Consider the following 22226-nt stretch of genomic DNA (forward strand, 5'->3'; position numbering starts at 1 on the left):
GAAGGCGGGTGGACTCGCCGCGGAGCTGACTGTGTTGACCCGTGAGCGTCCCTCGATCACGTGGACGCGTGGCGGGGCGGTGAAGGTGTCCGTTCGAGTTCGCGGGACGCCCGACCTGGGCCTGACAGTGGGCCTGCTCGCGGTGCTGAGCCAGGCCGATCGGTTCGGGCACCGAAGGGCGGAGGGGTGGCAGTACGTGTGGCTTGAGATCGGCGGAACACCTACGAAGGACGAGGAATCGTCATGACCGCGTTGGTCGAGTACTACCCCCGTGACGCGTTCGGACTGCATTGGGAGGCAACCGCCGTGGACGATGACGATCGGATTCGCGGAGTCGTGATCGCAGAGGCCAACGACGGCTGGGTCGTCATGGGCCACATCGAGGACGACCGCCGTCTCCTGCGCCTCAGGCCGACGGAACTCGCCAGGCTGCGTGATGCGTTGGTGAGCGGGGAGTTCGATCACCTGATGCGCGACAACCACAAGTACCTGCGAAGGCCGACCACGGACGCCGAGGTGGCAGCCATGTGGAAGAGCCTTCGCCGTCCCTGGTATCGCAGGCTGCTGCGTACCGTCACCGGTCGCTGAGGGTGTCGCGCCGGACGCCGACGAATGAAGCCCCGACCAAACGATCGGGGCTTTGTTTGTTGCTTGGTCAGATGAGTGCGCGGAAGGGGTTGGCGGACAGCGCCGGTTCAGATCGATGAGCGGCCGGGGCCGGTGCGGTTCGGATGGGTCGTTCCCCTTGCCGGTCCCGCCGACCAAACCAGGGCAGGACGGCGCTTCCCCGGCTCGACACCTTGACCGTCTGGGCTGATGACAGCGCTCCACATGTGGGTGAGATATGGCGGCCGTGCGGGAACCGGGCCTGTGACGGCGGGCTGACTCATCACTGCCTGCGGGACGCGCCGCTGTGGACCTCGTACGCGGCCACCTCGTGCCGCCGCAGCGAAGTCCTGGGGTGGATGTGGGACCTGATCAACTGGGACGAGGGTTCCATCGAACGAACGATCTCGACGACGAGGACAACCCGGTGGAGGTCTCCGCCAACCCCGACACCACCCGTCGGGCTACGTGATGACGCGGTACGGCCGTCGTCGCGCCCGAGGAGCCAAGAAGCTTGCGGCATCCAGCGCCAACCGGATCGGCCTGTCGTCCCTGGTCTGGCCAGGGGACTTCCAGGGCTGTTGGTTACGTGGGTGGTCACGCCCGCGGCCTGAAAACAGAAAGACCCCAGGAGAACCTGGGGCCTTTCTTCGGTGTCCGAGGGGGGACTTGAACCCCCACGCCCGATAAAGGGCACTAGCACCTCAAGCTAGCGCGTCTGCCATTCCGCCACCCGGACGGGGTGTTTGTCTTTGCGGGGCGGTGTCCCGCGCTGACATGGACAACAGTAGCAAAGATCGCCTGGCAGACCCAAAACCGGGGGTCGCGGGGTGAGTCGGGCTTCGAAACCGGGGGGTGCGGGGAGCCGCGCCCTTGGGGTGGGGCGGGTGCTGGGGGGAGGATGGCGGGATGGCGCCCGCGGCTCCCGGCCGGGCCGGGGCGGTGCGGGCCGCAGCCGCGCCGGGCGGGCCGAGACTAGGTGGGAGCGATGAGTGTGGGCAGCGAGCGCGCGGTGACGGCCGAGTCGGAGGTCGCCGAGATCTGCCGTGACCTGATCCGTATCGACACCAGCAACTACGGCGACGGCTCGGGCCCGGGGGAGCGGAAGGCGGCCGAGTACGTCGCCGAGCAGCTCGCCGAGTTCGGGCTGGAACCGCAGATCTTCGAATCGGCGAAGGGCCGCGCCTCCACCGTGGTGCGGATCGAGGGCGAGGACCGCTCACGACCCGGGCTGCTGATCCACGGCCACACCGACGTGGTGCCGGCCAACGCCGCCGACTGGACGGTGCACCCGTTCTCGGGCGAGATCACCGACGGCTGCGTGTGGGGCCGCGGCGCGGTCGACATGAAGGACATGGACGCGATGACCCTCGCGGTGGTCCGCGACCGGCTGCGCACCGGCCGCAAGCCCCCGCGCGACCTGGTGCTGGCGTTCCTCGCCGACGAGGAGGCCGGCGGCACCTACGGCGCCCGGTTCCTGGTGGACCGTCACCCCGAGCTGTTCGAGGGCGTCACCGAGGCGATCGGCGAGGTCGGCGGCTTCTCGTTCACCGTCAACGACCAGACCCGGCTGTACCTGATCGAGACGGCTGAGAAGGGCATGCACTGGATGCGCCTGACCGTCGAGGGCCGGGCCGGGCACGGCTCGATGGAGAACGACGACAACGCCATCACCGAACTCTGCGAGGCGGTGGCCCGGCTCGGCCGGCACCAGTTCCCGCTGCGCATCACCAAGACCGTCCGAGCGTTCCTGGACGAGCTCTCGGACGCCCTCGGCGTCCCGCTCGACCCGGACGACATGGACGAGACCCTCCGGGTGCTCGGCGGCATCGCCAAGATGATCGGCACCACCCTGCGCAACACCGCCCAGCCCACCATGCTCGGCGCCGGCTACAAGGTGAACGTGATCCCCGGCCAGGCCACCGCGCACGTGGACGGCCGCTTCCTGCCCGGCTACGAGGAGGAGTTCCTGGCCGAGCTGGACAGCGTGCTCGGCCCGCGCGTCAAGCGGGAAAGCCTGCACTACGACAAGGCGCTGGAGACCAGCTTCGACGGCGCCCTGGTCGAGGCCATGCAGACCGCGCTGCGCGCCGAGGACCCGATCGCCCGGGCCGTCCCCTACTGCCTGTCCGGCGGCACGGACGCCAAGTCCTTCCAGGACCTGGGCATCCGCTGCTTCGGATTCGCCCCGCTCCAGCTCCCGCCCGACCTGGACTTCGCCGGCATGTTCCACGGCGTGGACGAGCGGGTGCCGGTGGACGGCCTGAAGTTCGGCGTCCGGGTGCTGGACCGCTTCATCGACCTGGCCTGAAGGCGCCAAGGGCACAGGAAGTGCGGCGCACAGGAAAGTGCGGCGCACAGGAAAGTGCGGCGTAGAGGGAAGTGCGCCCGGGAGAGTAGCTGGGAAATATGAGAAGCAGTCGAGCGTGAGAGATGCCGATCAGCTGTTCGCTTGATCGCTTCAACGGGTGAATGTCGGCCCGGCCCCGCATCCCGGGTGCCGGGCCCTCGTTCATCCGTGTGCAGCCCGGGGGAACGGGCTGGAAACGACCAGGAGGAACAGACAGATGAAGGTCAAGAAGATCGCTGCCGTCGCCGCCGCCACCGGTGGTCTGGTGCTCGCGGGTGCGGGTGCCGCCTCGGCGCACGGCGGGGCGTACGCGGAAGGCTCCGCGGTCGGCTCCCCGGGCGTGCTCTCCGGCAACCTGATCCAGATCCCGGTGCACGTCCCTGTCAACGTCTGCGGCAACACGATCAACGTGATCGGCCTGCTCAACCCGGCGTTCGGCAACGGCTGCGCGAACTTCTGAAGGGATTGCTGACCGCGTTCCGTCGAGGACCGACCGGACAGCGGCCCACGCCCTGAACTCCCGCCCCCGTACGACCTCCTGGTCGTGCGGGGGCGGACGCATGTCCGGGGGGCGGGGTGCCTCCCCGTGCGGGTGAACGTCGCGGTTCCCGGAATATCGCAGACCTCACCCGATCGGATGAACCGCCTGCAGCTGGCTCAACCTTCACCACCGGGGGTCGTTGAACGTAGTGCTGCCGCAATTGCGGCACGGAATTCCGACTATCGGATCGATGAATGGTCCCGGCCGGCGGAATGCCGAAGTCATCGGAAATCAGTTCAGTCAGTCCACCGGCATCAATCCACCGGACAGAGAAAACAAGGGGAGTCAATGCGACAGGTCGCCAGGAAAGGCCTCCTCACGGCCATGGCCACCGGCAGCGTGCTGGCCTCGACCGCGGGCTACGCCCACGCCACTGCCGACGCCCACGGCGTGGCCGCGAACTCGCCGGGCGTCGCCTCGGGGAACGCGGTACAGGTCCCTGTGGAGCTCCCCGTGAACGCGTGCGGCAACACCATCAACGTGATCGGCCTGCTCAACCCGGCCTATGGCAACAACTGCGCGAACCACAGCGGATCCGGCACAGCCGGCACCGGCGGCTCGGGCTCGCACTCCGGCTCCACGGGCTCGCACACCGGCGGCTCGGGCTCGCACACCGGCTCCACCGGCTCGCACACCGGAGGCCCGGGCTCGACCGGCTCCGGCGCCACGGGGACGTCCGGGACGGGTGCCTCGGCCAGCGGCACGGCCAGCCACTCGCCGGGCGTGATCTCGGGGAACCAGGCGCAGGCGCCGGTCGACGTGCCGGTCAACGCGTGCGGCAACAGCGTCAACGTGGTCGGCCTCGGCAACCCGGCGTTCGGCAACAACTGCGGCAACCACGTCACGCCGCCCGTGGCGCCCCCCACCCCGGTCACCGAGACGCCGCCGCCCGCCTGCACCCCGCCGAACGGCGAGTGCACGCCCCCCGGCGGCGGGACCCCTCCGCCGGTCACCCCGCCCGTCACCCCGCCCGGGACGGAGCACACCAGCACCCCGGCCGCCCCGCACGGCGGCGAGGTCAAGGCCACCGCGGGGAACACCGGCCAGCAGCTGGCCTCCACCGGCGCCTCCGGCCTGGAGATCCTCGCCCCGGCCGGCATCCTGCTGCTGCTCGGCGGTGGCGTGCTCTACCGCCGCTCCCGGGTCCTCGCCCGCCGCTGAGGCCAGACAGACCGGTAGGCAACAACCGGCAGGCAAGAACCAGTAGGCCGAAACCAGAAGGTCGAAGCCGGTAGGCCAAACCAGTAGGTCGAAACCAGTAGGCCTAGCCCGGCAGCCGACGCCGGAAAACGCCCGCGCCCGGGCCGCCCCGTCGCACGATTCGACGGGGCGGCCCGGGCGCGGGCATGTGCGCTACCAGGTGGAGCGGACCTGCCGGATGATGCGCCGCTTCAGTCGGACCGTCCGGCTGCCGTCGGGGTACAGCCGGAGCCGGTCGAGCTCCCACTGCCCGTACTCGGCGTGGTCGGTGAGCAGTTGACGCGCGGCGTTGCGAGAGGTGCCGCGCGGCAGACGAAGCGACTGGTACTCGTACTCCGGAAGCCGGACCGGTTTGGTAGGGATCAAGACTTTCCTCCGCTGCTGTGCTGCCTGCAAGCCTACGGCGCGCCGCCGGCCGGTGGCCGGTTCGGGTCCGGACCGCCCCGGGCGGCAGGACGAGCCTTTCCCGGGTCGGAGCTGACCGTCAATCAGTTTTCCCCTCCGGTACGGATACCCGCCCCGGGCCGCGCTGATGCGCGTACGAGGAGTCCCCGACAGCCGTGGGATTCGGCCGGGGAGCGCGGTGACAGAAGGGTGCGGAACGGACATCCAGGGTGAACTTGCCCAGTTTTCACGGCTGTAGGTGACAACCGCTGTGCGTGTCGTCGCCAGGTGGAGATAGCGTCTGCACCATGTCTGATGCCGCGCAGCTGACCATCACCGAGGTACGGGCCGCCGCAGAGGCGGTCAAGGCCGCCATCGACCGCCACTTGCAGGCCGTCTCCGGCTCCACCGAGCCCGGGGATCCGGTCGTCGTGCACGCCTACGAGGAGCTTGCGGCGGCCGCCATTGCCTACGACCAGATCCTGTACGAGGTCTACGACGAGGTCACCCCGTTCGAGATCCCGGGCGACGAGTCCGGGACGGGTTACCAGGGGCCCGAACAGCCCGAGGCGATCAGTGTGCTGATCCGCCGCGACTACCTGATCGCCGACCCGAAGCGCCTGCGTGCCCAGGCCGAACGGGTCGACGAGACACTCACCCCCGGCGGGGGCGGCGAGGCCGAGGTGACGGCGGCGATCGGCGTGCTGTTCGGCGAGTACGAGCCGGACGAGATCGCCGCCCGGGCCGAGGAGTTCGGCCTGGAGGAGGGCGACTCCACGCTGTGGGTGTCCGCCACCGACCCGGCCGAGCCCGGCGAGTGGCTTCCCGAGCCGTTCGACAGCGCCGACCCGGAGCTGCTGATCTGCCGTTTTGACGTCAGCGAGGTCTACGACGACGAGCTGGACGACTGACGGACCACCCGTCCCACCCGGGAAACGCCCAGGGCGAAGGGCCCGGGACGCATCGGCGTCCCGGGCCCTTCGCCGTGCACCTGCCGCCTACTACTGGTCGGTGAGGACCGACCGCAGGCGGGTGGTGCGGGGAGCGGCGGGGCGGTCGGCGACCGCCTGGGCGAGCGCCGGGCCGGCCGCGTGGACCACCGACAGGTGCCGCTCGGCCCGCCCGAACGCCGTGTACACCCACTGGCGGGTCAGCTGCCCGGCCGCGTCCTCCGGCAGCACCACGACCGCCGCCGGCCAGCGCCGGCCCACCGCCTGATGCGCCGTCATCGCCCAGCCGTGGCGCAGCTTCGCGGCCTGCTGCGGGGAGAGCGTGAGCCGCCCGCCGTCGGCCAGCTCCAGGTGCAGGCCGGTGGCGTCGCCGTCCAGCACCCGCCCGGGCAGGTTGACGCCCAGCGCGGGGGAGTACACCACCCGGTCGCCCGGGTCGAATCCGCCGAACCGGCCCGGGCCGGGGTTCAACCTGGCCTTGGCGGCGGCGTTCAGCGCCCGGGTGCCGGCCGGGCCGCCGTGGCCCGGGGTCAGCAGCACGGTCTGCTCGGACGGGATCGACAGGGCGCGCGGAATGGAGTCGGTGAGCAGCTGCACGGCGCGGTGCACCGCCTCGCCGCCGTCCTTGGCGGTGAGGATCACCACCTCCTTGTCGGGAGCGTCCACCGGCTGGAGTTCGCCGATGCCGATGCCCGAGACCAGTTCGCCGATCGGCCCGAAGTCCGGCGTGCGGGAGGCCACCGCCGGGCACACCTTGGCGGCCAGCAGGTCGGCGAAGAACCGGCCGGGACCGGCCGACCACAGGCCGCCCGGGTCGCCCGACAGGACCAGCCGGGTGCCGTCCGCGAGCGCCTCCAGCAGGGTGGCGGCGGTCTCCACGTCGAGCAGCGGGGCGTCCAGTACCACCAGCACGTCCAGCGGCAGGGTGCCGTCCACCGCGCGCGGCAGCTGCTCGCCGTGGAGCAGTTCGGCCAGGGTGCCGATCCGGTCGGCGGCGGGGGAGCCCTCCGGGAGCAGCGCGGCCAGCGAGTCGCGGCCCTGGCCCGTCCAGGTCGCCGCCCACACCCGCAGGCCGAGCCCGGCGGCGGCGTGCAGCAGCGCGGCCGGTTCGGCGCGGGCCGCCTCGCCACCGGTGTGCAGGACCAGGCCGGACCCGGCGACGGTGCGCACCAGCTCCTGCGCGGACCGGGACGGGGCGGCCGCGGCCGCCTCCTCCCACGCGGCCGGGCCGGGCTGCACGGGAGCTTCAGTAACCGGTCCCTCCTCGGCAGAAACCTCGGCAGAAACCTCGGCGGATTCCTCGGCAGCAGGCTCGGGCCCTTCGGCGGCAGGCTCGTCGGAGGGGCTCTCGGTGTCCTCGCCCGGCGCGAAGGTGGACTGCAGCCGGACCAGGCCCTCGCCGAGGCTCTCCTCCGCCAGCGCGAGGCGCTCCAGGGCGAGCAGGGTGCGGACGGGCGGCTCCTCGTCCTCGTCGTGGCTGCCGGGCGGCATCGGCAGCTCCTCCTGGAACGGCATCACCCGCCCGTCCACCAGCACCGCCTGGAGCGCGCCCGCCGGGTCGGGGACGTGCTGGGCGCGCAGCGCCTCGGAAACCTCGGCGAGCTCCTGCGCGGAGTGCCCGCGCAGCGCGGCCTGCTCCAGCAGCCAGGCCACCAGCGCCTGGGCGCGCCGCGGGTCGCCGGGCTGCGCCTTCGGGCCGAGCAGCCCGCGGGCGAAGCCGTCCGCGTGCTCGGGGCGGACGCCGGGCAGCGAGAGCACCGCCCACGGGTCCTCGCGCAGCAGCTCGGCCGCGCCCTCGCCGAGCTCGGCGACCGCGGCGGGGGCGAGCTGCGCGGGCGCGCCGCCGGCCGCCAGCACCTCGGCGACGGCGCTGAGCGCGGCCTGCCGCTGGGCGTCGCCGCCGGGGCCGTCGGCGCGCGGCGCGGCGGCCGAGCCGGCGGCGGACGGAGCGCCAGGGCCGGCCTGGCCGCCCCGGCCGACGGCCCGGATCGCTTCGGCGAGGGCGGCGACGGTACCGGCGTGCTGCTCGGCGGCCGGGGCCGGGCTCTCCTCGGGGGTGGTCATGCGGAAGGCTCCTTCAGCGGGCGGGCGGCTACAGCTCCGTCCAGCCCTGGTCCGGGTAGCGGTGCACCGGGGCCGACACGTCGTCCAGGGCAGCGCGGATCTCACTCGGAAGCGTAAGGGCCTCCACCGACAGTGATGACTGCAGCTGGGCGGCGGTGCGGGCCCCCAGCAGGGCGGCCGACACGCCGGGACGGTCGCGGACCCAGGCGAGGGCCACCTTCAGCGGTGTGGAGGCCAGGCCGTCGGCGGCGGTCGCCAGCGCGTCGACGATCCGGCGGGACGCCTCGCCCAGGTACGGCTTGACCGCGCCGGCGGGGTGCTGGGCGGTGCCGCGCGACTCCGTCGGCACACCGTGCCGGTACTTGCCGGTGAGCACGCCCCGGCCGAGCGGCGAGCCGGCCAGCAGGCCCACCCCGGCGTCCAGCGCGGCGGGCAGCGCCTCGCGTTCGATGCCGCGCTGGAGCAGCGAGTACTCGAGCTGGACGGCGGCCAGCGGGGTGCGGCCGGGCGAAGCGCGCTGCCAGGCCGCGGACTTGGCGAGCTGCCAGCCGCTGTACTGGCACACCCCGGTGTACCGGGCCCGGCCGGAGGAGACGGCCAGATCGAGCGCGTGCAGGGTCTCCTCGGTGGGTGTGGCCGGGTCGTACCCGTGCACCTGCCAGAGATCGACGTGGTCGGTGCCGAGCCGGCGCAGCGAGGCGTCCAGGGCGTTCAGCAGGTGGCCGCGGGAGGTGTTGTGGCGGCCGGAGCCGGGCAGCAGACCGGCCTTGGTGGCGATCACCAGCTCGGAGCGCGGGATCAGGCCGTCCGTCAGCCGGGACAGCAGGTATTCGGCGCCGCCGTCGGCGTACACGTCGGCGGTGTCCACCAGGGTGCCGCCGGCGTCCACGAAGGCCTTCAACTGCTCGGCGGCCTCGTGCTCGTCGGTGTCCCGGCCCCAGGTGAGGGTGCCCAGGCCGAGTCTGGAGACTCGCAGGCCGGTGCGCCCGAGCTGTCGCTGTTCCATCGCGCCCCTCCGTCAACCGTGCCGCGCCACCCGCGATGGCGCAGGTCGGGGGCGGTTCCCCCCACGTGCGTGAGAGTAGCGGCGAAACCTGCCACCGCCCGGGACGACCCGCCCGGCCGACAGGCTCAGCAGTACGTCTCGACGAACAGCAGGACGCGGCCGTCGGCGTCGGCGAACTCGTACGCCTCGGGGGCCGGCAGCTCGGCGGCGCCGAACCGGGCGCGGGCTTCGAGCCGGGCGGCGGGGCGCTCGTCCGGGGTGAGGAAACGCGGGACCCACAGCCGGGCCCGCTCGTCGTGCTCCACGCCCATCGTCATCCGGTCGGCGGTGACGGCGAGCGGCTGGGCGCGGCGGACGTTCAGCGGCCCGCGGGTGAGGCGCCAGTGGCAGCGGTCGGCGTCGGTGAAGCCGCCGTCGGTGACGGGCATCGGGTGGTGGCGGACCTCGGCCCGGTCGTCCGGCGGTGCGGGCATGGCCGCCACCAGGTCGGCGAAGGCCATGGCCTTCGGTCACTTCTTCGGCATCCGTGCAGTGTGTCAGCGGTGTGGCGGACGACACGGCTACCGGTCAGTAGCGGACGGTCGGCACGGCGGCTACTCTCACCGCACCACCGGACTGGAAGGCAGTGGGCACATGCGACTCGGGATCAACCTCGGTTACTGGGGACTCGGCCTGGACGCCGACAACATCGCCGTCGCCCAGGAGGCCGACCGGCTCGGCTACGCGGTCTGCTGGGCCGCCGAGGCGTACGGCTCGGACGCCGCCACCGTGCTGTCCTTCGTCGCCGCGAAGACCGAGCGGATCGACGTCGGCTCCGCGATCTTCCAGATCCCGGCCCGTACCCCCGCGATGACCGCGATGACCGCCGCCACCCTCGACACCCTCTCCGGCGGCCGCTTCCGGCTCGGCCTCGGCGTCTCCGGCCCGCAGGTCTCCGAGGGCTGGTACGGCGTCAGGTTCGACAAGCCGCTGGCCCGCACCCGCGAGTACGTGGAGATCATCCGCAAGGCGATGACCCGCGAGCGGCTGGTCCACGACGGCGCCAACTGGACGCTGCCGCTGCCCGGCGGGCCCGGCAAGGCCCTCAAGCTGACCGTCCACCCGGTGCGCGAGCACATCCCGCTGTACATCGCCTCGATGGGCCCGAAGAACCTCGAACTCACCGGCGAGATCGCCGACGGCTGGCTCGGCCTGTTCTTCTCCCCCGAACACGCCTCGCTCTCCGTCGAAGCCCTCGCCGCCGGCCGCGCCAAGGCCGGCCTGACCCTGGACGGCTTCGACCTCTGCCCCACCGTCAACATCGCGGTCGGCGACGACGTCCACGCCGCCGCCGACACCCTGCGCGACTACACCGCCCTCTACCTCGGCGGCATGGGCAGCAAGGAGAAGAACTTCTACAGCCAACTCGCCCGGCGGATGGGCTTCGAGCAGGCCGGCGACGAAGTCCAGACCCGCTACCTCGCCCGCGACAAGGCCGGCGCCGCGGCCGCCGTCCCGCACGACTTCATCGACGCCACCGCCCTCCTCGGCGACACCGCCCGCATCGCCGACCGCATGCAGGCCTACGCCGCCGCCGGCGTCACCACCTTGACCCTCGCCCCGGCCGGCTGGACGCTCGACGAGCGGATCGCCGCCCTGCGCACGGGAGTTGACGCCCTGGAGCGGGCCGGACTCGCCTGACGCAGCGGGGATCGCCGACGGACGGGGACTGCCCTGGAAGCGCTCCGCACGGACGCTTCCAGGGCTGCCCCGCATGGCAGTTCCGCGAGACCTGGGCCTCTACAGCTTCACGCCCCGGCGAGTCGGCTCCGGGCCGGTGGTGGGGCGGAGGTCTCGCACGTCGGCCGTCGCGCCCGAAATGCGCAGTCGGTTGCTGAGGGCGTATTGCGACAGGCCGTCAGGCATGTGAGGCATCAGGTCTGGTGCGATCCTCTCTGTCACCCCGATCGGGTCGAGGACCACGATCGGGCGGGCCGCCGTCAGGAGCATGACCGCCCTGATGGGGACGATCATGCCGATCTCTCCTCTGCATCATGCCGCTGGGACCGTCCTCGTGGCGGAGGCCGTAGGGGTCTTCCGGTTCGTCCCGGGGCTGACGGCCAGGCCGAGGTGCGGGCTCGCCCGGATCGTACGGAAAGCCACGAGCAAGAGCATCGCCGCGCCCGCCGGACTGGGTGGGGCCGTGGTAGCTGCCGCTGCCGGAGAAGGTGCCGGGCTTTCCGAACTTTGGCGGGTGGTCCTGGGTTCCGTCCGCGCCGCCATGGGTGAGATCGGGGTGCGGGCCGCCGCCGGGGCCGGGCGGGGCGCTGTGGTGCTTGGTCGAGGCGGCGCCGGCGTGCAGGCCGGCGCCCGCGCCGCCGGAGAGGCCGGAGCCGAGCAGGGTGGAGGTGTCGACCTTGCCGGTGGTCAGGTACTGGGTGGCCGCGTCGGCGCCGACCCCGGTGGCCGCACCGATCGCCGCCTTCCCGGGCAGCGACCGCGCGGCATTGCCCAGGCCGAGCCGGCCGGCCGCGCCGCCCAGCCCCTTGCCGACCAGGTGACCGGAGGCACCGCCGATCGCGCCGGCGAGGGCGTTCTGGCCCAGTTCCTTCAGGTCGATGTTCCGGCGGTGCCCCTCGGCGAGTTCGATGCCCTGGGCGAGCAGGTCGATCGCGGCCATCTGGACGGCCTGTCTGGCCGCCATCGCCAGCATCTCCTTCAGCAGTGTCTTCAGGATCCTCGAAACCGCCGTCCTGCTTGCCGCGACGAACGCCGGTATCTGCGCCATCGAAGCACCGGCGGTCACCGGGGCCTCGGCCTCGGCGGTGGCGATCTCGAACGCCAGGATGCCCAGCTGCGCGACGATCTGGATCTTCGCGGTCTCCGCCGAGTTGGCGACCTGCTCCAGCAGATCGCCCATCCCGTCCAGCGCGTTGACCACGCCACCGAGCCGGCCCGGGTCGTCCTCACTGCCCGCCCCGGCCGAGAAGCTGACCCAGTACGCGCCCAGCGCATCGGCAGCGGCACCCTGCTGCCCGTCGAGAGCACGCCGAATTGCCGAATCGGCGCCCTGCGCAGCCTCCTTGAGCCCCTCGGCCGCCGTGCGGCACTGCCCGGCCATCTCGCGCAACCGGTCCTCGTCCGCCTCCGGCCAACGGCAGCCCGCCAGCAGAAGCAGGACCCACTGAAGTGGCTCGGGAAGCTCAACGGCCACGGACTGGTACCTCCGACTGCGAACGGTCCACGACGGGGCCCGGCCGCCACCGCGCCGGAACAAGCCGTCCGGAGAAGCGGGTTCGAGCAGGAGCGAACGTATCCGGCCCGACCACCCACGTCCCGGCAGAACCACCGGCAGAAGTACGGGTTCCCGATTCCCGCCGGTGCGCGGCGCGCTGGTATGTTCCTGACGAATCATCCGCTGACGCGCCTGCAGTGTTGCCGCCGCGATCCGAGCAGGTGGCCGACAGCGTGGTGACGCGAGCGGACCGGGCACAGTCCCGCGCCGTCCTCCGCACCGGTCCCGGTGGGCCCGCCGCACCGTAAGGAGCCCGCCGTGCCGCTCACCCGCCAGATGCAGGGCGTCGTCCCCGCTGTCCGGCCGTGACCGGCCCCGGCGAGTTCGGCGCACTGCTGCGCCGACTGCGACTGCGCGCGGGCCACAGCCAGGAACACCTCGCCAACGCCGCCGGGCTCGGCGTGCGCACCCTCGCCGACCTGGAACGCGGCAGGGCCCGCGGGCCGCAGCGCCGCACCGTCGAGGCACTCACCCGGGCCCTGGCCCTGGACCCGGACGACACCCGTGCGCTGGAGGCCGCCGCGGCACTCGGCCGCCCGCGCGCCGTGCCCGCCCCGCCCACGGCACCGCTCGCCGGTACGCTCGCCCTTCCCCGCGACCTGCGGGACTTCACCGCACGCACCGAAGCGCTGGACGCAGTACGGGAGTTGGCCGCCCACGCCGCCCACGCCGCCCACGCCGCCCACGGCCCGGCGCCCGTCGCGCTGATCACCGGTCAACCGGGCCTGGGAAAGAGCGCGTTCGCCGTCCACGCGGCGCACCTGCTCGCACCCGACTACCCCGGCGGCCAACTCGCCCTCGACCTGCGCGGCACGGACGAACGGCCGACCGACCCGCGCGAGGCACTGGCCAGGCTCCTGCGCGCACTCGCCGTGGACGAGAGCGCCATACCCCGCAGCACCGAGGAACGCTCGGGCCTGTGGCGCACCCTCACGGCGGACCGACGGCTGCTCATCCTCCTCGACAACGCCGCGAACGAGGACCAGGTACGCCCGATGCTGCCCGACCGGGGCACCTCACTGACCCTGGTGACCAGCCGGAACTCGCTGGCCGGCCTGGAGTCGGCCTGCCGGACGGACCTCGCCCTGCTGCGCCGGGAGGAGGCCGTCCACCTGCTGACCCGCATCCTCGGCGCCGACCGGGTCGCCGCCGAGGAGCAGGCCGCCCGCGATCTCGCCGACCTGTGCGGCCGGCTGCCGCTGGCCCTCCGGGTGGCCGGCCAACGGCTGGCCGCGCGACCGGCCGAACGCATCGCCACCCTCGTGTCGCACCTCACCGACGAGGAAAGACGGTTGGACGCCCTCCGCGCCGGCAGCCTGGAAGTCCGTGCGGCGTTCGCCCTCTCCTACCGCCGGCTCGCGCCCGCCGCCCGCACCCTGCTGCGTCGCGCCGCGCTCGCGCAAGGACCGGACTTCAGCGCCCACACCCTCGCCCTGTTCGCCGACCTGCCCCTGCGCCAAGCCCGGCAACTGGCCGAGGACCTCGAACAGCAGGGACTGCTGCACGCCACCCCGCAGCCGGACCGCTACCGCTTCCACGACCTGCTGCGCCTGTTCGCGGCCGAGCAGCTCGCCGACGACGACCCCACCGTGATCGAACGGATCCGATCGACGGCCGCCCGCCGCCTGCTGGCCCGGGCCGAGGCCGCCGCCGCGCACTTCGACGCCGAACACGACCGCCCTGCCGGGCGCGATCCCGACCCGTCCACCGCACCGACCGACGCCGGGCAGGCCCGCGCCTGGCTGGAGGCCGAACGCGAGCAGTGGCTCTGGGCCCTGCGGCACGCCCACGACCGCGAGCTGCACCGCGAGGTCGTGGACACCGCCGAGGCCATGCACTGGTTCTCCGACCGCACCCAGCACTGGGAGCAGTGGACCGAGGTGTTCGAGCTGTCGGCGGCATCGGCCGAAGCCATCGGCTCCCGCGCCGAGCAGGCCGCCCACCTCAACTACCTGGCCTGGGCGTACAACCTGTGCAGCTACGACCACCGGCGGGCCCTGGAGACCGCCGACCGGGCCCACACCGCCGCCCTCGCCGCCGGAGACCGCCTGCAGCAGGGCTGGGCCCTCGGCTACGGCGCCGGAGCCCTGCACCGCCTCGGCCGCACGGAGGAGGCCATCGCCCGGATGCGGTCCGCCGCCGACTGCCACCGGCACAACCCCGACCCGCGCGGCCGACTCGCGGAAGTGAGCGCCTGGAACGCCCTCGGCACCCTGCTGCGCGACGCGGGCGAAACCGAACAGGCACTCACGGTCCACCGGCGCGCCGAAGCCGTCTGCCGGGCCGGGTTCCCCGGCCGGACCCCCGCGCTGCACACCGTCTACCTCGCCATCACCGAGCACCAACTCGGCTGCGACCTGGCCGCCCTGACCCGCTGGAGCGAAGCCGAGTCATCGCTGCGCCGGGCACTGGCCACCTTCGAGTCGCTCGACATGCCGGCCTGGAGCGAACCCGTCCGGCTCGACCTCGCCGTCGCCCTGCACCATCAGGGCCGCCGCGAGGAGGCCCGGGCCGAGCTGACCGCGGCCCATCGCGCGCTCGTCGACCTCAACCACCGGCGCCACACCGAAGCCGCCGACCTGCTGCACGAGTTGGCCGCGGAACCTACGGGCTGAACCCCCGACAGCCGGACCCGGCGCGGCAAAGGCCGCCGCGCTGGGGCCCGTGCGGGGCGCGGGTGCGCGGTCGTCCGGCAGAAGTACGCAGGACCGCGCTTCTGCCGGGGAAACCGCATGCTCCATGGATTCCAGGACGTCGAGGAGTTGGCCTCTCGCCTGCTCGGCGTGGTGCTGAACGGCCGTCAGGGCCGCCGCGACGGCACCGACCTGTTCAGGAGTGTGCAGCGCCCAGGGGGAGGACAGCAGCTCCGACAGGCCTTCGGCGCCTGAGCCCACGCCGAGGGTCTGCGCTGTCACGGGCGGTGCATGACCCGGCCGTTGGCAAACTCTCGGACTCACGTGATTATTCCCGGCCGATCACGAGAACGACGGAGCCCCGCGTTCGGCTGCACGAGGCGGCCATGACAGCACACACACAATCATCAGGATGTATCCTGCTAAAGGGTGAACGCCGCAGGCGGGGCGCCGTCGGTGCTGCGGTACTTATTCAGCCGCCGGTGCTGCGGTACTTGTTCAACCGAAGACTTCCACTGGACCAAGAGAGCTTCTCGGCGAGGTACCTCATGGAAGACATCACTGCACACGCCTCAGACACTTTCGTGATTCCCAACGGCGAGATTTTCGCGTACGGAGGCGAGTCGATTCAGATCAAGAAGCACGTCCTCCTGCCCGGGCACGACATACTCCGCGGCGCTATCCTGCAAGACCAGCGCACCGGCCAGCGCTTTTTCGTCACCGAGGCTGACCTGGCCCGGTACAAGTCTCCTGACCCGTCACCTGAACTCGGCTAAGTCATAAACGACTTGTCAATATAGACGGCCCAACGTTTACTCTGTCGGCAGCGTCGCCGACAGAGTAACGTCACGTATGGGTGGGCGTTGATCTCGAGTCACGAGACTCCCAGCCTGCTGTCAGTCCGTCAAAGCACCGCCGAGGTGCGATTTTCTGCTGCGGGTGCATCTGACGCCAGGGCGACGCGCCCCGGCCGGGCCGGGAACGGGCGGGTCAAGGGCTGGGAAAGTCCGCTGGTCGGTGGGGCGGGAGGTTCCGATACGATCATCGCGCCCGTCGCCGGGCCGAGAGTGCCGCGGCGACCGGCCGAGTGTCTGAACCACCGTTCCAGGGGGACATGTTGAGCATCCGTCGTTCGATCGCCGCCGCCGTCTTCGTCGCCGCGGTCGCCGCCCCGACCGCCCTCGGGGCCAACCCGGCCCTCGCCGACACCACGCCCACCGGCCAGTCCCTGCCGGACGCCCCGGCGACGGCCGACACCCCGGCGGACGCCACCCCCGCGCCCACCGGCATCACGCCCGAGGAGGAGGCCGAGCTGCGGGCCCGGCTGGCCAAGGTGATCGAGGAGCCGGGGCACAGCCGCTACTTCTACGAGCACGCCAAGGCGGCGATGGCCGGCACGGCCGAGGACGTCAAGCACTTCCTGGACGTCGAGATGCCGCAGATCATTCGCCAGGACAAGCGCGTCCGGGTCTCCCAGATCCTTCACCAGGCCGCGCCCGGCAGTCGCATGGAGGCGGCCGCGAGCAAGGCGTTGGACGGTGACGACGCGGCGATCGACCACTTCCTGGACGTCGAGTGGCCGCAGATCATCCGCGAGGACAAGCGCGTCCGGGTCTCCCAGATCCTTCACCAGGCCGCGCCCGGCAGCCGGATGGAGGCGGCCGCGAGCAAGGCGCTGGACGGTGACGACGCGGCGATCGACCACTTCCTGGAGGTCGAGTGGCCGCAGATCATTCGCCAGGACAAGCGCGTCCGGGTCTCTCAGATCCTTCACCAGGCCGCGCCCGGCAGTCGCATGGAGGCGGCCGCGAGCAAGGCGCTGGACGGTGACGACGCGGCGATCGACCACTTCCTGGACGTCGAGTGGCCGCAGATCGCCAATGACGAGCGCTGGCTGACGGTGCTCCGCCGACTGATCCAGCCGGGCAGCTCGCTCACCCTCACCGAGGCCGCCACCCAGGCGCTGAGCGCGGACGACCTCAAGGCGTTCCTGGCGGGCCTGGACAGCATCAGCGACAGCGAGACCCGCCTGCGGATCTCCCAGGCCATGTCGCTCGGCGGCCCCGAGGTCCGCAAGGCCGCCGGCGAGGCCATGGACTCGAACGACTCCGAGTTCCTGCACGTCTTCCTGACCACCGGCCTGGCCGAGGCGCAGGCCCGGGACACCGCCAACGCGCACGAGGCGGGCGGCAACGGCGGCAACACGGGCGGCAACGGCGGCAACGGCGGCAGCACCGGCAGTGGCACGGGCACCGGTGGCACCGACGGCACCGGTGGCACCGACAGCGGCACCCAGAACCAGGGCGGCCAGGGCGGCACCACCGTGACCCCGGCGTCCGACACGACCCAGACCGGCACCGGCACCACCCAGACCGGCACCGGCACCGGTACGGGTACCGGCACGGGTACCCTCGCCTCCACCGGCGTCGACGCCCCGCTCGGCACCCTGGCCGCCGCCGGCGCGGCCTCCGTGGCCCTCGGCGCCGCCCTGGTGGCCGCCCGTCGCCGCCGGCAGCAGCAGTCCTGACCCCGCTCGTCCATCGAACGCGCGGGCCGGCCGCTACAGCCAGCCCGCGCGTTTGAACAGGCGGTGCAGGACGACGCAGACGCCGCCCATGACGGAGAGCGCGGCGGGGTAGCCCCAGGGCTGGCCGAGTTCCGGCATGTGCTCGAAGTTCATGCCGTAGATACCGGCGATCATCGTGGGGACGGCGGCCAGCGCGGCCCAGGCGGAGATCTTCCGCATGTCGTCGTTCTGCTGGACGGAGACCTGCGCGAGGTTGGCGGAGAGGATGTCGGAGAGCAGGCGGTCCAGGCTCTCCACCATCTCGTTGACCTTGGCCAGGTGGTCGGCGACATCCCGGAAGTAGGGGCGCAGTTCGGCGGGGACGAAGGGCACCCAGACCTCGCCGGAGGCGGTGCCGGCCCGGGTGAGACGCAGGGCGGGCTCCATCAGCGGATAGGTGGCCTTACGGAAGTTCACCACCTGCCGTTTGAAGGAGTAGATGCGTTCGGCGGCGCCGCGGACCCGGCCGGGGGAGAAGATCTCGGCCTCCAACTCGTCCAGGTCGGTCTGGAGTTCGGTGGCCACGTCGAGGTACTGATCGACCGCCAGGTCGCAGATCGCGTACAGCACGGCGGCGGGGCCGTGCGCCAACAGCCCGGGCTGCTTCTCGAGTTCGGCCCGCAGGTCCTTGAGCGGGCTCTCCGGCCCGTGCCGGACCGTCATCACGTACGAGTCGCCCAGAAATATCATCAACTCGCCGATGGACACCGACTCGTCCTCCGGGTGGTACCCGGCGGTCTTCAGGACGGTGAACACCGAGTCCTGGTAGATGTCCACCTTCGGGCGCTGATGCGCCGTCAACGCATCCTCGATCGCCAGCGGGTGCAGGCCGAACTCCTCGGCGACATGGTCGAATTCGGCCCTCGTCGGGTCCGCCAGGCCGATCCACACGAAGCCGTCGCCGGACGCCCGGACCGCCGCCAGGGCGTCCGAGAAGTCCTCCGGTCCCTCGGTGCGCCGCCCGTCCCGGTAAGTGCCGCAATCCACGATCATGCCCGCCATTGTGACCCGAACCCGAGGGCCGCCGGGAGGGGCGCACCCCGTACGCTTGCGGTATGCCCACCCTGCTGCTCGTGCGCCACGGCCGCTCCACCGCCAACACCGCCGGAATCCTGGCCGGCTGGACGCCCGGCGTCGGGCTGGACGACACCGGCCGCGCGCAGGCCGCCGCCCTGCCCGAGCGGCTGGCCCAGCTGCCCATCGTCCGGCTGGTCAGCAGCCCGCTGGAGCGCTGCCGCCAGACCCTGGAACCGCTGGTCGCCGCCCGCCCCGAACTCGGCCCGCCCGACCTCGACGAGCGGCTCGGCGAATGCCACTACGGCGACTGGACCGGCCGCCCGCTGTCCGAACTCGCCGAAGAACCGCTCTGGCGCACCGTCCAGGACCACGCCTCGGGCGCGGCCTTCCCCGGCGGCGAGTCACTGCGCACGCTCAGCCACCGCACCGTGGACGCCGTCCGCGAGTGGAACGAGAAGATCGCCGTCGAACACGGCCCGGACGCGCTCTGGGTGGTCGCCACCCACGGCGACGTGATCAAGGCGATCGTCGCGGACGCGCTCGGCCTGCACCTCGACCACTTCCAGCGGATCTCGGTCGAGCCGTGCTCCGTCTCCGCGATCCGCTACACCCCGAACCGCCCGTACCTGCTGCGCCTCGGCGACACCGGCAGCCTGGCCTCGCTCGCCCCGCGCCCGCACGGCCACTCGGCCGGGGACGACGCGGTGATCGGCGGCGAGACCGGCACCGTCTGAGTCCGCCTGCCCGGCACGTCCGAGCAGCACCTGGCCGGCACCGTCCCCACCAGGAATCCGCGCCCCCCGCACCCCACGGCAGGCCCGTTTGGCCGTAGGGTGAGAGCGAGAAGACCGCACACCCCCGTACCGGAGCGAGCAGCGTGTCCCGTCAGGTCCACTTCTACGACCAGCCCGAGCGGTTCGTGGCCGGCACCGTCGGCCAGCCCGGTGCCCGGGCGTTCTACCTGCAGGCCTCCTCGCGTGGCCGGATCACCAGCGTGCTGCTGGAGAAGGCCCAGGTCGCCGCCCTCGCCGAACGCATCGAGGAAGTCCTCGACGAGGCGCTGCGGCGCAGCGGCGGCGAGGCCCCGATCCCGGCTGCCGCGCCCGTCGAGCTGCTCGACGCCGCCCCGCTCGACCTGCCGCTGGAACAGGAGTTCCGGGTCGGCACCATGGCGCTGGCCTGGGACGCCCGTGAGGAGTGCCTGGTGGTCGAGGCGCAGGCGTACGTCGAGGAGTCCGAGGACGAGGACGAGATCGAGGTCTTCGACAACGAGAACGGCCCCGACCTGCTGCGGGTGCGGCTCAGTGGCGCGATGGCCCGGGTGTTCGCCAAGCGCGCCCTCGACTTGGTCGCGGCGGGCCGCAAGCCCTGCCCGTTCTGCAACCTGCCGCTCGACCCCGAGGGCCACCTGTGCCCGCGCGCGAACGGCTACCGGCGCTGAGCGAGCAGCCGGCCGTGGAAGCCCCCGGCACCGACCCGGCCACCAGCGCCGCACTGGCCGCCGACACCCCCGCCGCCCTCGCCCTGCTCCGCGAGGGCGCGCTGACCGTCCACGGCCGGGTCACCGACGCCTCCAACGCCGTCCTGTACTGCACCGCCACCCTCGACGGCGTCACCGCCCCGTGCGTGTACAAGCCCGTCGCCGGTGAACGCCCGCTGTGGGACTTCCCCGACGGCACCCTGGCCGGCCGCGAGAGCGCCGCCCACGAGGTCTCCGCCGCCACCGGCTGGCAGTTGATCCCGCCGACCGTCCTGCGCGAGGGCCCCGCCGGCCCCGGCATGGTCCAGCTGTGGATCGAACCCGACCCGGACGCCCCCGAACTCCTCGACCTCCAGCCACTGGACGGGCCCGCCGACGGCTGGCTCCCCATCGTCCGCGCCGAATTCGACGCCGGCCGCCAAGCCTGGTTGGTGCACCGCGACGACGAACGGCTGCGCCGGCTCGCCGTGCTGGACGCCGTCCTCAACAACGCCGACCGCAAGGGCGGCCACTGGCTGACCGCCGCCGACGGCCGGCTCTACGGCATCGACCACGGCGTCACCTTCCACACCGAGCCCAAACTCCGCACCCTGCTGTGGGGATGGGCCGACCGCCCGCTCACCGCCGACGCCCTCGACGTCCTCGGCAAGCTCGCCACCGACCTCGACGGCACCCTCGGCGAGCGGCTGCGACCGCACCTGACAGCAGCCGAACTCGACGCGCTGCGGGCCCGGACGGGCGCGCTGCTGGCCCTGGGACGGCATCCGCTGCCGTCGGCTGACTGGCCGTCTATTCCCTGGCCGCCGGTCTGATACCGATCCGAAACAGAGAACAAGCGGAATCAAGCCGATCATGCCAGCAGGTTGGTCTTTCAAATCAGTGCACGGTTAGAGTCGGTGCCATGCATGCCTGGCCCACTTCCGAGGTTCCCGCCCTGCCCGGTCAGGGGCTTCCCCTGCGCATTTACGACACCGCCACGAGCAGTGTCCGAGAGGTCGTGCCCACCGGCCCGACCGCCCGGCTCTACGTCTGCGGCATCACTCCCTACGACGCGACCCACCTGGGCCACGCAGCCACCTACAACACCTTCGACCTGGTCCAGCGGGTCTGGAAGGACGCCGGCCACGACGTTCTGTACGTCCAGAACGTCACCGACGTCGACGATCCGCTGCTGGAGCGCGCCGTCGCCACCGGCCAGGACTGGACCGAACTCGCCGCCCGCGAAACCGCCCTGTTCCGCGAGGACATGACCGCGCTGCGGATGCTCCCGCCCGCGCACTACATCGGCGCCGTCGAATCCATCCCGTGGATCGTCCCGCTGGTGCAGCAGCTGCTCGCCTCCGGCGCCGCCTACGAGATCGACGGCGACATCTACTTCTCCGTCGAGTCCGACCCGCACTTCGGCGAGGTCTCCGGGCTCACCCGCGAACAGATGCTGCCGATCTTCGCCGAGCGCGGCGGCGACCCCGAGCGCCCCGGCAAGAAGAACCCGCTCGACGCGCTGCTCTGGCTCGCCGCCCGCCCCGGCGAACCCGCCTGGGACACCGAACTCGGCCACGGCCGGCCCGGCTGGCACATCGAGTGCGTCGCCATCGCGCTCAAGTACCTCGGCATGGAGTTCGACCTCCAGGGCGGCGGCAGCGACCTGTCCTTCCCGCACCACGAGATGGGCGCCTCGCACGCCCAGGTCGCCCTCGGCGCCCACCCCTACGCCCGCGCCTACGTGCACGCCGGCATGGTCGGCCTCGACGGCCACAAGATGTCCAAGTCGCGCGGCAACCTGGTGTTCGTCTCGGCCCTGCGACGCGACGGCATCGACCCCGCCGCGATCAGGCTCGCGCTGCTCGCCCACCACTACCGCAGCGACTGGGAATGGACGGCCGAGGACCTCGACACCGCCCTCACCCGCCTCGCCACCTGGCGCGCAGCGGTCTCCCGCCCGGACGGCCCCCCGGCCACGACGCTGCTCGCGGAGCTCCGCGAGGCCCTCGCCAACGACCTCGACGCACCCGCAGCCCTTTCGGCAGTGGACCGTTGGGCCGCGACGGCCCACGCGGTGGGCGGCGAGGACACGGGCGCCCCGGGCCTGGTCTCCCGCGCGGTGGACGCGCTGCTCGGCGTAGCGCTCTAGGGGTACGCAATCAGGGGCGCGTGG

Annotated in this window: 20 protein-coding genes and 1 tRNA gene; 14 read left to right on the plus strand and 7 right to left on the minus strand. The window is 72.4% G+C overall.

All coding sequences use genetic code 11. The annotated features are described in order from the left end of the window. Positions 1-243 precede the first annotated feature (243 nt). Complete coding sequence (locus tag ACZ6R9_RS12410; RefSeq protein WP_465538142.1) at positions 244-588, plus strand: hypothetical protein; 345 nt, start codon at positions 244-246, stop codon at positions 586-588. Positions 589-1260: 672 nt separating this feature from the next. On the opposite strand, the gene ACZ6R9_RS12415 is transcribed toward ACZ6R9_RS12410, so the two are convergent. Next, positions 1261-1345: transfer RNA gene (locus tag ACZ6R9_RS12415), tRNA-Leu, on the minus strand. 249 nt (positions 1346-1594) lie between these two features. Between ACZ6R9_RS12415 and ACZ6R9_RS12420 the strand changes: the two genes are divergently transcribed. The 3 genes from ACZ6R9_RS12420 (at position 1595) to ACZ6R9_RS12430 (ending at position 4658) form a co-directional block, all read left to right on the plus strand. Then, entirely contained in the window at positions 1595-2917 is a 1323-nt protein-coding gene (locus ACZ6R9_RS12420; protein WP_380484097.1) for a M20/M25/M40 family metallo-hydrolase, read from the plus strand. Positions 2918-3173: 256 nt separating this feature from the next. Next, entirely contained in the window at positions 3174-3416 is a 243-nt protein-coding gene (locus ACZ6R9_RS12425) for a chaplin (RefSeq protein ID WP_380484099.1), read from the plus strand. A 405-nt stretch (positions 3417-3821) separates the two neighbouring features. After that, positions 3822-4658: a chaplin gene (locus tag ACZ6R9_RS12430; RefSeq protein WP_380484101.1), complete on the plus strand. Its 837-nt coding sequence runs from the start codon at positions 3822-3824 to the stop codon at positions 4656-4658. Positions 4659-4850: 192 nt separating this feature from the next. Here ACZ6R9_RS12430 and ACZ6R9_RS12435 read toward each other — a convergent pair whose 3' ends face one another. Then, positions 4851-5060 carry a DUF5703 family protein gene (locus tag ACZ6R9_RS12435; protein ID WP_043912690.1) on the minus strand — a complete coding sequence of 70 codons (210 nt, stop codon included), beginning with the start codon at positions 5058-5060 and terminating at the stop codon, positions 4851-4853. 329 nt (positions 5061-5389) lie between these two features. Between ACZ6R9_RS12435 and ACZ6R9_RS12440 the strand changes: the two genes are divergently transcribed. Further along, complete coding sequence (locus ACZ6R9_RS12440; protein WP_380484103.1) at positions 5390-5992, plus strand: hypothetical protein; 603 nt, start codon at positions 5390-5392, stop codon at positions 5990-5992. A 90-nt stretch (positions 5993-6082) separates the two neighbouring features. On the opposite strand, the gene ACZ6R9_RS12445 is transcribed toward ACZ6R9_RS12440, so the two are convergent. The 3 genes from ACZ6R9_RS12445 to ACZ6R9_RS12455 form a co-directional block, all read right to left on the minus strand. Continuing rightward, complete coding sequence (locus ACZ6R9_RS12445) at positions 6083-8095, minus strand: helix-hairpin-helix domain-containing protein (protein WP_465538143.1); 2013 nt, start codon at positions 8093-8095, stop codon at positions 6083-6085. A 28-nt stretch (positions 8096-8123) separates the two neighbouring features. Continuing rightward, positions 8124-9101, minus strand: coding sequence for an aldo/keto reductase (locus ACZ6R9_RS12450; protein WP_465538144.1), 978 nt, complete (start codon positions 9099-9101; stop codon positions 8124-8126). A 125-nt stretch (positions 9102-9226) separates the two neighbouring features. Then, a complete protein-coding gene (locus ACZ6R9_RS12455; protein ID WP_465538145.1) occupies positions 9227-9601 on the minus strand; it encodes a hypothetical protein in 375 nt (124 codons plus the stop codon). A gap of 133 nt (positions 9602-9734) precedes the next feature. Here ACZ6R9_RS12455 and ACZ6R9_RS12460 point away from each other — a divergent pair, with 133 nt between their 5' ends. Next, entirely contained in the window at positions 9735-10781 is a 1047-nt protein-coding gene (locus ACZ6R9_RS12460; protein ID WP_465538146.1) for an LLM class F420-dependent oxidoreductase, read from the plus strand. Between the two features lie 217 nt (positions 10782-10998). On the opposite strand, the gene ACZ6R9_RS12465 is transcribed toward ACZ6R9_RS12460, so the two are convergent. Next, a complete protein-coding gene (locus ACZ6R9_RS12465; RefSeq protein WP_465538147.1) occupies positions 10999-12573 on the minus strand; it encodes a WXG100 family type VII secretion target in 1575 nt (524 codons plus the stop codon). A gap of 107 nt (positions 12574-12680) precedes the next feature. Between ACZ6R9_RS12465 and ACZ6R9_RS12470 the strand changes: the two genes are divergently transcribed. From ACZ6R9_RS12470 to ACZ6R9_RS12485, 4 genes are all read left to right on the plus strand, one after another. Further along, a complete protein-coding gene (locus ACZ6R9_RS12470; RefSeq protein ID WP_465538148.1) occupies positions 12681-14990 on the plus strand; it encodes a helix-turn-helix domain-containing protein in 2310 nt (769 codons plus the stop codon). Positions 14991-15107: 117 nt separating this feature from the next. Then, on the plus strand, positions 15108-15263 hold the full coding sequence (locus ACZ6R9_RS12475; RefSeq protein ID WP_380484116.1) for a hypothetical protein: 156 nt from the start codon (positions 15108-15110) through the stop codon (positions 15261-15263). 293 nt (positions 15264-15556) lie between these two features. Continuing rightward, on the plus strand, positions 15557-15784 hold the full coding sequence (locus ACZ6R9_RS12480; protein ID WP_380484118.1) for a hypothetical protein: 228 nt from the start codon (positions 15557-15559) through the stop codon (positions 15782-15784). 338 nt (positions 15785-16122) lie between these two features. Then, a complete protein-coding gene (locus ACZ6R9_RS12485) occupies positions 16123-17535 on the plus strand; it encodes an ALF repeat-containing protein (protein ID WP_465538149.1) in 1413 nt (470 codons plus the stop codon). Between the two features lie 33 nt (positions 17536-17568). Here the strand turns inward: ACZ6R9_RS12485 and ACZ6R9_RS12490 are convergent, their stop codons facing one another. Beyond that, positions 17569-18567 (minus strand): magnesium and cobalt transport protein CorA, encoded by a 999-nt coding sequence (locus ACZ6R9_RS12490; protein WP_380484122.1) that lies wholly within the window; start codon positions 18565-18567, stop codon positions 17569-17571. 62 nt (positions 18568-18629) lie between these two features. On the opposite strand from ACZ6R9_RS12490, the gene ACZ6R9_RS12495 reads away from it, so the two are divergent. The 4 genes from ACZ6R9_RS12495 to mshC all read left to right on the plus strand — a co-directional run bounded on the left by ACZ6R9_RS12495 (position 18630) and on the right by mshC (position 22202). Beyond that, positions 18630-19325, plus strand: coding sequence for a histidine phosphatase family protein (locus ACZ6R9_RS12495; protein ID WP_465538150.1), 696 nt, complete (start codon positions 18630-18632; stop codon positions 19323-19325). Positions 19326-19468: 143 nt separating this feature from the next. After that, complete coding sequence (locus ACZ6R9_RS12500) at positions 19469-20032, plus strand: DUF3090 domain-containing protein (protein ID WP_380484126.1); 564 nt, start codon at positions 19469-19471, stop codon at positions 20030-20032. 14 nt (positions 20033-20046) lie between these two features. Beyond that, a complete protein-coding gene (locus ACZ6R9_RS12505) occupies positions 20047-20883 on the plus strand; it encodes an SCO1664 family protein (RefSeq protein ID WP_465538151.1) in 837 nt (278 codons plus the stop codon). 89 nt (positions 20884-20972) lie between these two features. Then, on the plus strand, positions 20973-22202 hold the full coding sequence (gene mshC / locus ACZ6R9_RS12510) for a cysteine--1-D-myo-inosityl 2-amino-2-deoxy-alpha-D-glucopyranoside ligase (protein ID WP_465538152.1): 1230 nt from the start codon (positions 20973-20975) through the stop codon (positions 22200-22202). The last annotated feature ends 24 nt before the right edge of the window (positions 22203-22226 follow it).

This window comes from Kitasatospora sp. NPDC048662 (assembly GCF_055587065.1).

Bases quoted from the DNA above. Each gene is read 5' to 3' on its own strand.
- ACZ6R9_RS12410 (WP_465538142.1), top strand. From the start codon at position 244: ATGACCGCGTTGGTCGAGTACTACCCCCGTGACGCGTTCGGACTGCAT.
- ACZ6R9_RS12420 (WP_380484097.1), top strand. From the start codon at position 1,595: ATGAGTGTGGGCAGCGAGCGCGCGGTGACGGCCGAGTCGGAGGTCGCC.
- ACZ6R9_RS12425 (WP_380484099.1), top strand. From the start codon at position 3,174: ATGAAGGTCAAGAAGATCGCTGCCGTCGCCGCCGCCACCGGTGGTCTG.
- ACZ6R9_RS12430 (WP_380484101.1), top strand. From the start codon at position 3,822: ATGGCCACCGGCAGCGTGCTGGCCTCGACCGCGGGCTACGCCCACGCC.
- ACZ6R9_RS12440 (WP_380484103.1), top strand. From the start codon at position 5,390: ATGTCTGATGCCGCGCAGCTGACCATCACCGAGGTACGGGCCGCCGCA.
- ACZ6R9_RS12445 (WP_465538143.1), bottom strand. From the start codon at position 8,095: ATGACCACCCCCGAGGAGAGCCCGGCCCCGGCCGCCGAGCAGCACGCC.
- ACZ6R9_RS12450 (WP_465538144.1), bottom strand. From the start codon at position 9,101: ATGGAACAGCGACAGCTCGGGCGCACCGGCCTGCGAGTCTCCAGACTC.
- ACZ6R9_RS12455 (WP_465538145.1), bottom strand. From the start codon at position 9,601: ATGGCCTTCGCCGACCTGGTGGCGGCCATGCCCGCACCGCCGGACGAC.
- ACZ6R9_RS12460 (WP_465538146.1), top strand. From the start codon at position 9,735: ATGCGACTCGGGATCAACCTCGGTTACTGGGGACTCGGCCTGGACGCC.
- ACZ6R9_RS12475 (WP_380484116.1), top strand. From the start codon at position 15,108: ATGCTCCATGGATTCCAGGACGTCGAGGAGTTGGCCTCTCGCCTGCTC.
- ACZ6R9_RS12480 (WP_380484118.1), top strand. From the start codon at position 15,557: ATGGAAGACATCACTGCACACGCCTCAGACACTTTCGTGATTCCCAAC.
- ACZ6R9_RS12485 (WP_465538149.1), top strand. From the start codon at position 16,123: ATGTTGAGCATCCGTCGTTCGATCGCCGCCGCCGTCTTCGTCGCCGCG.
- ACZ6R9_RS12490 (WP_380484122.1), bottom strand. From the start codon at position 18,567: ATGATCGTGGATTGCGGCACTTACCGGGACGGGCGGCGCACCGAGGGA.
- ACZ6R9_RS12495 (WP_465538150.1), top strand. From the start codon at position 18,630: ATGCCCACCCTGCTGCTCGTGCGCCACGGCCGCTCCACCGCCAACACC.
- mshC (WP_465538152.1), top strand. From the start codon at position 20,973: ATGCATGCCTGGCCCACTTCCGAGGTTCCCGCCCTGCCCGGTCAGGGG.